The following is a 12,015-nucleotide window of genomic DNA, read 5'->3' as shown; positions in this document are numbered from 1 at the left end:
TTATTAGTTCTCTTCATTAAAGCGGATAATCATCTGCATCACCGGTGTCGCGTGCTCCGGCGGGGTGGGGCTTTGCCCAGTGATCCAGCGGAAGAGCTTGGCGTCCTCGACGGCGAGGAGCGCTTCGAACTGATCGAGTTCCTCCGGCCCAAGGGTGCCGAGGTTTCGCTCGGCGAACCGGCCGAGCAGGAGGTCGTTCTCCTGGGTGCCCCGACGCTGGCTCAAGAAAAGAAGCCGTTTGAGGCGGAAATCGGAAAAATTGGCCATGGTGGTGGACGTTGGGCGGGCGTTGGGTGCGCGTTTCGATTGGCACTAGGGTATAAAGCGAGACCCGCTTTCTGTCAGCCATTCTACCTGAGGCACGATGCGGCCGGAAATTCTGTTTCCCCTTTTTGCCCCGGTGACGCGGCTTCCCGGCGTCGGCCCGCGCATCGGCAAGGCGATCGAGCAAATCGCCGGTCCCTATATTGTTGATCTTTTGTGGCTGCTTCCGACCGCAATCGTTGACCGGCGCTATGCGCCGAAGGTGGCGGAAGCGACGCCGGGGCGGATCGCCACGCTTACGCTTCGGATCGACGCCCACGAACCGCCGCCGACCCGCCGCCTTCCCTACCGGATTCGCTGCTCGGACGAGACCGGAACGCTCACGCTCGTCTTTTTCCACCCCCGACCGGACTACCTTCGCCGCGAGTTACCGGAAGGGGAAAAGCGGATCGTAAGCGGCCGCATCGAAGCCTTCCGCAACGCCATGCAGATCGTCCACCCCGATCTCATCGTCAAACCGGAAGAGATAGCAAGACTTCCCGAGGTCGAGCCCGTCTACCCGTTGACGGCGGGCCTCACCCGCAGGCCGCTGGCGAAGGCGATTGCGGCCGCCCTAGAAAAGCTGCCCGAACTGCCGGAATGGCTGGAAGCAAGCCTGCGCGAACGCGAAGGCTGGCAAGGCTGGCGGGAATCCCTCCTCGCTGCCCACCGTCCGCAATCCGAAGCCGATCTTGCGCCGATGACATCGGCCCGGAGACGGCTTGCTTACGATGAACTGCTCGCCAATCAGCTGGCGCTTGGCCTGCTGCGCCTGCATCAGCACCGCGGCAAGGGCCGCCGGATCGAGGGCGACCGGTCTCTCCGCAAGCGGGTGATCGCGGACCTCCCCTTCCAACTGACGGTCGCGCAAAAAACGGCGCTTCAAGAGATCGACCGGGACATGGCTTCTAGCAAGCGCATGCTGCGGCTTCTTCAAGGCGATGTCGGCAGCGGCAAGACCGTGGTGGCGCTGCTCGCCATGCTGAACGCGGTCGAAGCGGGCGGTCAGGCCGTGCTGATGGCGCCGACCGATATTCTCGCACGCCAGCACTTCGCCACCATCCAGGCCCTGCTTGGCGAGACCGGGGTCCCGGTCACCCTCCTCACGGGCCGCGAAAAAGGTGCCCAGCGCCAGCAAATTTTCGAAGGCCTCGCCTCCGGCGAAACGGCGATCGCGGTTGGAACCCATGCCCTTTTCCAGGAGGAAGTCGCGTTTCACGACCTTGCCTTCGCCGTCATCGACGAACAGCACCGCTTCGGCGTCCATCAGCGCCTGACTCTCGCCTCGAAAGGACGCGCCGTAGACACCCTCGTCATGACGGCAACACCCATCCCGCGCACGCTGACGCTGACGGTCTACGGCGACCTCGAGGTTTCGCGTCTTACCGAAAAACCAGCCGGACGGCCGCCGGTGGACACGCGGGTCCTTCCCCTGGAACGGCTGGACGAAGTTATCGCCGCCGTCGGGCGGGCGGTCCAAAAGGGACAAAAAGTCTTCTGGATTTGCCCCTTGGTCGAGGAGTCCGAAGTTCTCGACCTTGCCGCCGCCGAAGAACGCCATGCGGCGCTCAAGGCCGCCTTCGGTTCGCGCGTCGGCCTAGTCCATGGCCGGATGAAGGGAAAAGAGAAGGACGCCGCCATGGCGGCGTTCCTCGAAGGCGAGGTGCGCCTTCTCGTTGCGACGACGGTCGTCGAGGTCGGCGTCGACGTGCCGGAAGCGACCGTCATGGTGATCGAACATGCGGAGCGGTTCGGCCTTGCCCAATTGCACCAGCTGCGCGGCCGGATCGGGCGCGGGTGCCAGGCATCGATCTGCCTTCTCCTTTTCGCCGCGCCGCTTGGGAAAACGGCGAAGGCGCGCCTGCGGATACTACGCGAAACGAACGACGGCTTTCGCATCGCCGAGGAAGATTTACGCCTGCGCGGAAGCGGCGAAGTGCTGGGTACGCGGCAAAGCGGGCTTCCCCTCTTCCGCCTCGCCGACCTTGCGCTACACGAAGGTCTGATGGTGATGGCCTACGACGATGTCCGTCTTTTCCTCGAACGAGACCCCGAGCTCAAGACGCCGCGCGGCAAGGCGCTTCGCACTCTGCTCTATCTCTTCGAACGGGACGCGGCGGCAAAATATCTGCGGTCCGGCTAGGTCTGCGGTCCGGCCGCTTCGCCACTCGCAAGGATGGGCTTTTTCTGAAGTTCGGAAGGCCGGCGATCCGGCGGGGTCACGATGCCCCCGGAAACGACCATCTTGATTCCATCCTCCACCGACATCGTCAGTTCGTGCACGTCTTCCGACGGCACAAACAACAGAAAGCCGGACGTGGGATTCGGAGTCGTCGGCATAAACACGTTGATGACCCTTTCTTTGGTAACGTTCTGGACTTCGCCTTTCGTGCTGCCGGTGATAAAGCCGAGAGCCCACATGCCGCGGCGCGGATATTCGATCAGGACGACCTTGCGGAACGCCGTGGACTTGTGCGTAAGGAGCGCTTCGAAAATCTGCTTCAAGGCGCCGTAGATGCCGCGCACCACCGGCATCCGGGCAAGCAACCGTTCGCTCGTCTTAAGGACGATGTCGCCTGCGAACCCGGCCGTCAAGGCGCCGATCAAGGTGATCATCAGCAGGACAATAAGAAGGCCGAGGCCAGGAAGGTTGATGGGAAGATAAGTTTCCGGGTTGTACTTCACCGGGATCAGCGGCGTGACGCGGCTATCCACGAAGTTTACGAAGATCCAGACGATATATGCCGTAAGGCCGATCGGCGCCGTGACCAGAAGCCCGGCAAAGAAATATGTCCGAAGACGGCCAATTAGACGGTGCCGCTTTGACTCCTTCGCCGGTTCGGGCGAAGCGGCCGGCGCCTCAGGCGAATTGTCGGCGGGTGGATTTTCTGTCATTGCCTTCCTAGTCGCATGTTCTCGCTTGTAGTTAATGTGCTTGGTTCTTCCAAATATCGCAACCAGCGCCGCGCCAGAAACACCGATCCTTCCAGGAAAGGTTTGGCGGCCCACCCCAACGGGCACCGTGGGTTAACGCTTTCTTGACCTTTCACGCGCTAAAAAACCCGGAGTACCGCGGATTTCAAGGTTCGGCCATGTCAGCGTCCATAAAACGCCTCGTCGCGCTAACGCTCATCTTCGTTCTTGCCGGCTGTTCGCACGTATTCAAACCCACCGTCACGCAAACGCAAACGACCGACGCGGCCGGTCAGCCCGTCGCCGTTTACAAAAACTGCGACCCTACCCGTGTGCTGGCCGGCCAGCCAGCCTGCTACTCGGAGGCCGTGGGTGAAACCTATTGTTACCGAACCTTGGGCGACGTCGAATGCTACCCGCAGGCCATCTCCCCCCAGCGCCCCCCAGTCACAGCGGCGCAGAGCGGAACGCCACCGGCGGGCGCTTTGAAACCATAACATTTCGCTTGAATTCCCGGGACCATTCTACTTTTTATTATATACTTTTCCAGAAAGAGAAAGCGTCCGGTCCGGTTAAGCGCCTAGGAATCGGCGAAGAAATTTTATTATGCTCAAAAAAATTCTGCGTGCCCTGGCTCTCGCTGCCGTTCTTGTTCTCGGCTATTTCGCCGTTCGCGATTCGATCGAGGCCACGAAATCGCCGCCGCCACCGCCGGAATACGGCTTTCTCGTCTTGGGCGATGCCTATACCGCACCAAAGACCATCAACCCGTCGCAACGCTGGGCGCAGCAGGTCGTCACCATTTTCCGAGAGGAGCGGTTCTCGGTCCGCGATCCACAGTATCTTGCCGAGGAAGGGATGAAAACCGAACGGTTGGTGTCGGAAATCGATCGCCCCGAGTTCCAGTATCCCTACAATCTTGTTCTCTTGCAGATTGGCGCGGCCGACATCGTTGCCGGGGTGACGGCGGAAGACTACCGTGTAAAGTTTTCCAATCTTCTGATAAAAGCCATTTCCCTTGTCGAGGGCGACCCGGCTCACGTGATCGTGCTTTCCATACCGGATTGGACCGCTATTCAAGCAAATGACCTGGCGGATCGTGAATCCGTCAGACAAAAAATCAACCGTTTCAACGAAATTAACGATGAAGTAAGCCACCAAACCGGCGTGCGTTATGTCAGCGTGACAAACCTGTCGCGGATGGCAGCCCATGACCTTTCGTTGCTGACCGAAGACAGAAAAGCACTGTCGGAGCATATGCACCAGCTATGGGCCCGCAAGATTTACCCGGTGGCACTGACGGCTTTAGGCCATTGATAAGGGCGCGCCCGTCATGGTGCGCTTGCCGGCTTCCATTCTGTGACAAGCTTTTTCGCCTGCTCTAGGTCGGCCGGCGACAGCTGTTTCGCCACGGCGTCGCGGCTCTCAACCGCCGCATCCTGATCTGCGCCGGGCAAAGAAACCGCCACCGAAAGCGCATACCACATATAGGCCAGCACCAGATCACGGTCGACACCCTGACCCAATTCGTAAAGCCCGCCCAGGTTGAAACGGGCATCCGGGTCGCCCTGCGCGGCAGCCAGGCGATACCATTTCACGGCTTCGGCAATATCGGCCGGGGTGTTGGCTTCGCCAAAATGGTAGATCACGGCGAGGTTGTACTGAGCCCAGGAACGGCCCCGCTCGGCGGCACGCCGATACCATTTGATAGCCTCGGCGTAGTTCTGCTCGACGCCTTGGCCGCGGTAGTACATGAAACCAAGATTGGCTTGAGCAATGGAGTTTCCCTTCTCGGCAAGGGCGCTAAATTCCGCGAAGGCTTTTTTGAACTCCCCCCGATTGTAAGCAGCGTAGGCCTCCGCAATATCGGCCGATGCCGGCGCCACGGGCCCGATCAGCAGCACCGCGGTTAAAAACAAGCCGCTTAAGCCGCGACGCATCACGTTGTTTCCACCACGACGTGTTCGAGTTCCCTCCCCGATTCCACCGCCTCGTGCGCCTCAACGATCCGATCGAGCGGGAACCGTTTTACCCGGTGGGCAAGCACCCCTTCCGCGCAACAACGGGAAATGTCGGCGACCGCTTGCCGTTTCGCGGCATAAGGGATCAGAAAAACGGCAACCAGGCGAAGGGTCGCGTTTCCGAACATCAAGGGGTAGAAGGGTATTTTCGGTTCCGGCGCCCCCATCGAGGCATAGGCCGCAAGGACGCCGTTCGTCTTCAGGACGCGGCACGAGGTTTCGAGGTTGGCCCCGAAATCCACGTCGACGATCCGGTCGACACCGCCGCCCGTGATGTCGGCAACCCGCCCGACAATATCCTCCGTTCGGTAGTTGAGCACATGGTCTGCCCCGGCCGCCTCGGCGATTTTTGCCTTTTCCGCGCCGCTCACCGTGGCGATCACTCTTGCGCCCCCCCACTTCGCAAACTGTACGGCGTACCGGCCGACGCCGCCGGCGCCACCCGTCACCAAAACCGTCAGGCCGTTCACCAGGCCATCCGAAAAGACGCAACGGTGGGCGGTCATCGCAGGAATGCCAAGGCAGGCGCCTTCCGCAAAGCTCGTCCCTTCGTGAAGGGGCACCGCCTGGGCCTCGGGAAGCGCGACCCATTCGGCCGCCGTTCCGAAGGCGCGTTGCCATTGGGCGTTGAAGAGCCAGACCCGCTCGCCAAGGCGCGATTGCGAAACCCCTTCGCCCACCGCGTCAATGACGCCCGCTCCGTCGCAATGGGGAACGATCCGGGGCTCGGTCATTTTCTGGCGAAGGCCGCTGCGCGCCTTGACGTCATAGGGATTGACGCCCGAGGCATGAACGCGGACCCGCACCTCGCCGGGGGCCGGGCTTGGCGTTGGCAGTTCGCCGACTTTCAGGACTTCCCTGGCGGGGCCGTTCGTTTCGTACCAGGCGGCGCGCATCGCGTTCATGCCTCGGGTAGCTGGGCGGCAAAGCGCCGCTCAAGCGCCTTCGGGTCCTTCCGAAAGCTTTCGTAAACTTCCCGTGCAATGGCGTCCGGGTAAAGTTCTTCGCGTTCCGCCTCGACCGCCCCGAGCGTGGCTTCGGCGATCTCGGAAGGTGGCGCTTTGGGCAGTGGCCGATGGGCGGAGATAGGGGTATCCACCGGGCCCGGCAGAACCGCCAGCACTTTTGTACCTTGGGCGGCAAGCTCGGCGCGCACCCCTTGGGTCATGGAGAGTTCAGCCGCTTTCGAGGCGCTGTAGGGGCCGACGCGCGGGATATGGGCAAGGGCCGCGATTGAAAGCACGTTCACGATCATGCCGCCGCCGTTCGCCTTCAGCACGGGCGCGAAGGCACGGCACATTTGAAGAGTGCCGAAATAATTGGTGTCCATGATGGCGTGCGCGCGATCGAGCGAGGCGGCGCGGATAAGGCCGGTGTGCTGAGTGATAGCGGCGTTGTTGATGAGAAGATTGACGTCCTTGCAGCGCGACGCCGTCGCCGCGACTTTTTCCCCGTCCCGGATATCGAGGCAAATGGGAACAAGGCGTTTCTCTTCCGCCTTTGCCGCTTCCTCCAGCCAGTCCAGACGCACATCCGCCCCATACACCCGCGCGGCACCGGCCGCTAGAAGCGAACGGACATAGGCCTGACCGATGCCCTGGTTCGCCCCAGTGACAAGCACGATCGATCCCCGGATTTTCATCCCTTAACCCCCTTTGCTTCCCGCTTCGGTTTCGGCCTTCGCCGGTTACGGCCCCGGACAAGCTGTGATAGCATAATCCGGCCAACGGGGGCTTGCGGTCGGACGAAGAATTGGGAAAGACGAAAATGGATAGCTCCTCGCTGCAAAAAGCCGGCCTGATCGGCCTGATCGCCACGCTTGGCGCCATTCTTTTATGGGGTTTTTTTGAAATGGGGTTCTGGCCGAGCCTGTCTTTCGAAAGCGATCCCACGGAACTTGCCGGTGAAAATATTGAAGTCTCCCTGCTCCCCGCGGCGGAGCGAGGAGACGTGCGTTCCCAGTGGTTCCTCGGCCTCGTTTATCTGAACGGGGAAGACGCTCCCCAGGATTTAGCGAAGGCCGCGAAATGGTTCCGGCGCGCCGCCGAACAAGGACACCCGGCGGCGCAGCTGAACTTGGGACGCATGTACCAACTGGGAGAGGGAGTCGAGCGGGACCTCATCGAGGCCTATAAGTGGATGAGCCTTGCAAGCGACAGCTTCCCAAAAAGCGATGGGCGGACCCAGGCCGAGACCACCCGCGATATCATCGCCCAACAGCTGCAACCGGAAGAAATGGAACAAGCCAGGCAAGCGGTCGCCGAATGGCGATCAAAAAAAGAGGACGGCAGGGAATAAGCGATATTTCCGCCAGTTAGAAGCCAGTGCCAAACGCCATCTAGAAGGCCGTTATCACCACCACGTGACGGTTCACCGTTTCACGCGCATTCGGTCTTACGGAATTTTCACAGAATGCCGGAACAAGATACAAATCTTCCATCGGACCTCGATCGGGATTCGCTTTTCATCCTTCCTCTTTCGGTGGTTCCCTTCCAAACGCCCGCCATACGGGGCGCGCGGCTGATCAAGAACGTGCGCCTCCAAAGCGTCGTTGAAATCTACAAGGGAAAACGCATCGGCAGCGGTCAGCTCCCGATCGCATCGGTTGCCAAGGCGTTTGGCTGGCCGGCGGACTCCGCCCATCCCGACCTTGCCCTGTTGAACCGGCTGGCCGACCTGCCCAGTTACGACGTCTACAGCCTGCGAATCCTTTTTCGCGAGCGCAACATTCCGGTGACGGACTACACCGAACTCAGGCTCTCGGAAAAGAAGAAAGAGGAACTTACGGAATACATGCGCGCCTTCACGCACCCGCTGATCGTACAGACCTACGGCGAGGGCGACATGGCGTTTCAAAACTACCAGGACGTCATTCTGCTTTTCCGCAAGCCTTCGGTCGAACGGGCCCGCGAGAAACTGAAAGTCATGGCGCAGAAACTGGACATCGCGCTTTCGGAGGTGCCGGATTTTCTCGAAGATTACAGCGACATTTTTCTTTCCCTCTCGTACTTCCGCGAATGCCTGAGCCAAATCCAGCCGACGGTCGAGGATTTTCTGGTCGCGATGGAGAAGGTCCGGAAGCAACGGCAATTCCAGAGCGACAGCACCTTGCAGCACGCTTGCGATCAGACCGAACGGGCAATCCGCAAACTCATGCGCGCGGTGACGACCCGCTTTGAAGAATTTGACCATCAAACGAAGGGCATGTGGCGGGAAATCACGGGCAAACGTTTTCGCGAGGTCGAAGCGCTCATCAAAAGCAGCCACACCGTTATCGGCGGGTCGCTCTGCGCGCTTACCGTGAAGATGAACGCCTGGCGCGCACTTTTTCCGAACGCCGGGACCGGCGGGCCCATGGAGCGGGCGGCGTTCATCACGACGGAAATGAACTCGGGAGTCGAACGAATTCGCGAAATCGAACGTCTGGCCGGCAAGCCTCTCTAAGCTTGGGAATACGCGCTTCCCCAAGACGGGGAACCGGGCCGGAAGAAAGGCGGCGCGGCGGACGATCGACGTGCTATTTCGAATTTTCTTCCTGCTTCTTGTGTCTCCGCTTCCGGCTGTATTTTGTCCGATCCGCGGCAACCTTTGGACGGTATCGGCGGCTTTGAAGCTTCTTGGCGACTGGGTTGCGGCGGTGTTTTTCCGGCATGGTCTTTCCAGACATCTCTGGTTTTTTCCTTTCCATGATCCAAAATATAGGCCCGCCATAAAAACCGAAAAGCTTAAGATGTCGGCCAAAGCCTCTTCATTAAAGAAGGATGGTTTGCTATTTTGAAGCCTAAATCTCGTATGGTGCGAAGAATGCGGAAGGAAACGACGAGAATCCGGCCATCTTCCCGAATGGCGCTGGCGTTGAGCCTTGGCGCGGCCCTCTTGATCGCACCCCTCGCCTACGCGGATTCGCCAAACGCAAGCCCGAGGACGCCAGCCCAAGACGCCGCCGTCAACGTCCCAGCCCAAACCGCCGATCCGTCGGCGCCGAAAGAGCCGGCCCAGGCAACGCTTTGCTTCGATCCGAACGTCGGCCAAGCAGTCCCCTGCACCCCGCTGCATACCGACAAGGCTCAGTACGACATCCCAAACTTCATGAGGCCGCACTCGGGCCCGCGTGAAGTTCCGAAAAAACAAGAAGTTCCAGAAAAGTAAACGGAGATTGAGGAAAAAACATGCTGCGATATGTCCTTCTAGGCACCCATAATTCGGAATGGCTGTCCCGCCAGCCGGAACGGTCGAATATCGTCGCCGCCCAAGTTGCCAAGCTTGGCATCAAGATTTTGTCCTCGAATTACACACAAGGCCCCTTCGACTTCGCCGACGTCGCCGAGGCGCCGGATGCCGAGACCATGCTTGCGCTCTCGATCTGGTACAAGAAGAGCGGCTTCGGCGAGATGATGACGTTGCCGGTTTTCCAGCGCCCCCAATTCGAGGCGATTGGAAGGCGCATCGGCGTTCAGGAAACGAAATAACCCGCCACGGGGAAAGGAAGCGGCCATGCCGAGATACGTCATGCTTGGAAAGCACAGCCCCGACTGGATCGGAAAACAGCTCGATCGGACGAAGACCGTCTATGAACAGTTCGAAAAACTGGGCATCAGGATGGAATACTCGAACTACGTCCAGGGGCCATACGATTTCGTCGGCTTCCTTGAAGCGAAGGACGAAGAGGCGATGCTCGCCTTCTCGATCTGGTACCGAATGAACGGCTTTGGCTCTTTCATCACGATGCGCGCCTTCACGCGCGACGATATCGAGAAAGCCGGTCAACGCATCGGCGTCCAGGGAACCTGACGGCGGGGGACAGTCCCCTTGCGGAAGAAGCAATAAAACCAAGCATGACGGAAGCGCGGGCTTCCGCCCGCTGCCAGGTTCGGCAGGCCGGTCTAGATAAGGACCCATAGGGTTTCGCCCAGGGGTCCGCTTCCGGCTGTTGCGCTTCGGCAGCCCACGAAGGAGGCGGACCATGACGGAAGAGATTCGCACCAAGGATCCGATCGAGCTTCTCGACCGGGACAATCCCGAGGCCGTCCGTGCCTTCGTGGAAACCGCCCACCCGGTCGATCTGGCCGCGTTTCTGGAAGAAACGCCGCCAGAGACGGCGCGCGATCTCTTGCTTTCGGTTCCCCTTGCGCGCCGCGCCGAGGTGTTCGGCTATCTGCGGCCCGAACCGCAGATGGCGCTGGCGCGTTCCCTCGACCGCCGCCAATTGGCCGAGATCGTCACCGAGATGGATGCGGACGATCGGGCCGACCTCTTCAACCGTCTTTCTCCGGACCAGCAGGAAACCCTTCTGCCCGCCCTCGCCCAGGCCGAGCGGGAAGATATACGGCGACTCGTGGCCTACGAAGAAGGAACCGCCGGCGCCATCATGACTTCCGATTACGCGACGCTCCTGCCCGAGCTGACCGCGCGCCAGGCTCTGGAGGCGCTGCGCCGGGAGGCACCGGACAAGGAGACGATCTACCGCACCTACGTCATGGATCCCGGCCGGCGGCTGATTGGATCGGTCCGTCTTCAGAACCTCATTCTCGCGGCGCCGGAAACCAAGATCGCCGACCTCATGGAGCGCGAGACCTTGGCCGTCGGCGTGAACGAAGACCAGGAGGAGGTCGCCAACAAGATCGCCCGTTACGACGTGCTAGCCCTTCCGGTTGTGGACGGCGATGGCCGGCTGGTCGGCATCGTCACCCACGACGACGCCCTCGATACCCTGCAGGAAGAGGCGACGGAAGACTTTTACAAGGTCGGCACCGTGGGCAAGCTGGACCAGAGCGTCCGGGACGCGAATGTCGGCCTGCTTTACCGCAAGCGCGTAATGTGGCTGACGCTCCTGGTGTTCGGGAACCTGTTCTCGGGTGCGGGGATTGCCTATTTCGAGAACACCATCGTCGCCTATGTGGGGCTGGTGTTCTTCCTGCCCCTTCTGATCGGCAGCGGCGGCAACGCGGGCTCCCAGACAGCGACCTTGATGGTTCGCGCGCTGGCGACGGGCGATGTCGTGCTCCGGGACTGGGGACGGATGCTTGGCCGCGAACTGCTGGTGGCCTTGGGCTTAGGCCTGACCATGGCGGTGGCCGTCGCGCCGATCGGGGTTTTCCGGGCAACGCCGGAGATCGCCCTGGTTGTGGCGCTCACCATGGTGATCGTCGTCCTGGCCGGCAGCATCATCGGCATGTCCCTGCCCTTCCTGCTCAGCCGCTTCCGCCTCGATCCGGCCACGGCCAGCGCGCCGTTGATCACCTCGATCCTCGACGCCATCGGCGTGGTCGTCTATTTCACGGTGGCGGGCTTTTTCCTGTTTCCCTGATCGGCGCCGGGCGGGTTCATCTGCGCCTGAAAGGCGCGCTCGCGGGCCGGCCAATGGCTTTTGATATAGGCCAGCGCCGCCCAGATTTCCGCGTCGGTGAGAACCTCTTCAAAGGCCGGCATGGCACTGCGGTAGCCCGGCGGCGCAAACCGCCCGATGCCGTATTTCGTGATGGCGAAAAGCTGGGCGTCCGGGTGGTGCCAGCTATGCCCGGTCGCGTCGTGCGGCGGCGCCGGCAGCAAGCCGTCCGGCTTGCGGGTCTGCCAATCGGGCTCGCCTTCCAGCCGTGTGCCGTGGCAAACGGCGCAGCGCTCCTCATAAACGACCTTGCCGAGCGCGACCAAGCGATCGTCGTCGGGATCGGCCCACGGCTCCGGAGAGGCCGGCCAAAACCACCACAGACCGGCGGCGCAAGCGACGGCCACGGCCACGGCAAGAGCCGCGACCCACGGCAAGCGCCGGCGGCCGGCC

The 12,015-nt window shown here is 61.2% G+C and carries 15 protein-coding genes; 9 read left to right on the top strand and 6 right to left on the bottom strand.

The annotated features are described in order from the left end of the window. Nucleotides 1–3 precede the first annotated feature (3 nt). Nucleotides 4–267 carry a succinate dehydrogenase assembly factor 2 gene (locus tag AB1781_01800; protein MEW5703309.1) on the bottom strand — a complete coding sequence of 88 codons (264 nt, stop codon included), beginning with the start codon at nt 265–267 and terminating at the stop codon, nt 4–6. 97 nt (nt 268–364) lie between these two features. Between AB1781_01800 and recG the strand changes: the two genes are divergently transcribed. Beyond that, nucleotides 365–2,446, top strand: coding sequence for an ATP-dependent DNA helicase RecG (recG, locus tag AB1781_01795; protein ID MEW5703308.1), 2,082 nt, complete (start codon nt 365–367; stop codon nt 2,444–2,446). Here recG and AB1781_01790 read toward each other — a convergent pair. After that, nucleotides 2,443–3,198 (bottom strand): DUF502 domain-containing protein, encoded by a 756-nt coding sequence (locus AB1781_01790; protein ID MEW5703307.1) that lies wholly within the window; start codon nt 3,196–3,198, stop codon nt 2,443–2,445. The genes recG and AB1781_01790 overlap by 4 nt on opposite strands. A 197-nt stretch (nt 3,199–3,395) precedes the next feature. Between AB1781_01790 and AB1781_01785 the strand changes: the two genes are divergently transcribed. Together AB1781_01785 and AB1781_01780 are read left to right on the top strand one after the other, a co-directional pair. Further along, nucleotides 3,396–3,713, top strand: a complete 318-nt coding sequence (locus tag AB1781_01785; protein MEW5703306.1) for a hypothetical protein — start codon at nt 3,396–3,398, stop codon at nt 3,711–3,713. 109 nt (nt 3,714–3,822) lie between these two features. Further along, nucleotides 3,823–4,533 carry a GDSL-type esterase/lipase family protein gene (locus tag AB1781_01780; protein ID MEW5703305.1) on the top strand — a complete coding sequence of 237 codons (711 nt, stop codon included), beginning with the start codon at nt 3,823–3,825 and terminating at the stop codon, nt 4,531–4,533. A gap of 14 nt (nt 4,534–4,547) precedes the next feature. On the opposite strand, the gene AB1781_01775 is transcribed toward AB1781_01780, so the two are convergent. Genes AB1781_01775 through AB1781_01765 form a run of 3 tightly spaced genes read right to left on the bottom strand, consistent with a single transcriptional unit; the run spans nt 4,548 to nt 6,879 of the window. Continuing rightward, nucleotides 4,548–5,156, bottom strand: coding sequence for a tetratricopeptide repeat protein (locus AB1781_01775; protein ID MEW5703304.1), 609 nt, complete (start codon nt 5,154–5,156; stop codon nt 4,548–4,550). Then, the gene (locus AB1781_01770) at nt 5,156–6,133 is read right to left on the bottom strand and encodes an NADPH:quinone reductase (GenBank protein MEW5703303.1); all 978 of its coding nucleotides are present in this window, start codon (nt 6,131–6,133) and stop codon (nt 5,156–5,158) included. The genes AB1781_01775 and AB1781_01770 overlap by 1 nt, the downstream gene beginning before the upstream one ends. Before the next feature lie 5 nt (nt 6,134–6,138). Continuing rightward, on the bottom strand, nt 6,139–6,879 hold the full coding sequence (locus tag AB1781_01765) for an SDR family oxidoreductase (GenBank protein MEW5703302.1): 741 nt from the start codon (nt 6,877–6,879) through the stop codon (nt 6,139–6,141). 125 nt (nt 6,880–7,004) lie between these two features. Between AB1781_01765 and AB1781_01760 the strand changes: the two genes are divergently transcribed. The 6 genes from AB1781_01760 to mgtE all read left to right on the top strand — a co-directional run bounded on the left by AB1781_01760 (nt 7,005) and on the right by mgtE (nt 11,544). Next, entirely contained in the window at nt 7,005–7,535 is a 531-nt protein-coding gene (locus tag AB1781_01760) for a tetratricopeptide repeat protein (GenBank protein MEW5703301.1), read from the top strand. Between the two features lie 114 nt (nt 7,536–7,649). Further along, the gene (locus AB1781_01755; GenBank protein MEW5703300.1) at nt 7,650–8,681 is read left to right on the top strand and encodes a hypothetical protein; all 1,032 of its coding nucleotides are present in this window, start codon (nt 7,650–7,652) and stop codon (nt 8,679–8,681) included. Between the two features lie 70 nt (nt 8,682–8,751). Next, on the top strand, nt 8,752–9,015 hold the full coding sequence (locus AB1781_01750) for a hypothetical protein (GenBank protein ID MEW5703299.1): 264 nt from the start codon (nt 8,752–8,754) through the stop codon (nt 9,013–9,015). A gap of 391 nt (nt 9,016–9,406) precedes the next feature. Further along, nucleotides 9,407–9,706 carry a GYD domain-containing protein gene (locus AB1781_01745; protein MEW5703298.1) on the top strand — a complete coding sequence of 100 codons (300 nt, stop codon included), beginning with the start codon at nt 9,407–9,409 and terminating at the stop codon, nt 9,704–9,706. Nucleotides 9,707–9,731: 25 nt separating this feature from the next. Continuing rightward, a complete protein-coding gene (locus AB1781_01740) occupies nt 9,732–10,028 on the top strand; it encodes a GYD domain-containing protein (GenBank protein ID MEW5703297.1) in 297 nt (98 codons plus the stop codon). Nucleotides 10,029–10,200: 172 nt separating this feature from the next. Beyond that, entirely contained in the window at nt 10,201–11,544 is a 1,344-nt protein-coding gene (gene mgtE, locus AB1781_01735; protein MEW5703296.1) for a magnesium transporter, read from the top strand. Here the strand turns inward: mgtE and AB1781_01730 are convergent. Next, nucleotides 11,508–11,999: a cytochrome c gene (locus AB1781_01730; GenBank protein MEW5703295.1), complete on the bottom strand. Its 492-nt coding sequence runs from the start codon at nt 11,997–11,999 to the stop codon at nt 11,508–11,510. The genes mgtE and AB1781_01730 overlap by 37 nt on opposite strands. Between the last annotated feature and the right edge of the window lie 16 nt (nt 12,000–12,015).

It is taken from the genome of Pseudomonadota bacterium, from assembly GCA_040752895.1.
GTDB lineage: Bacteria > Pseudomonadota > Alphaproteobacteria.
This window is presented reverse-complemented; position numbering and strand designations above follow the sequence as displayed.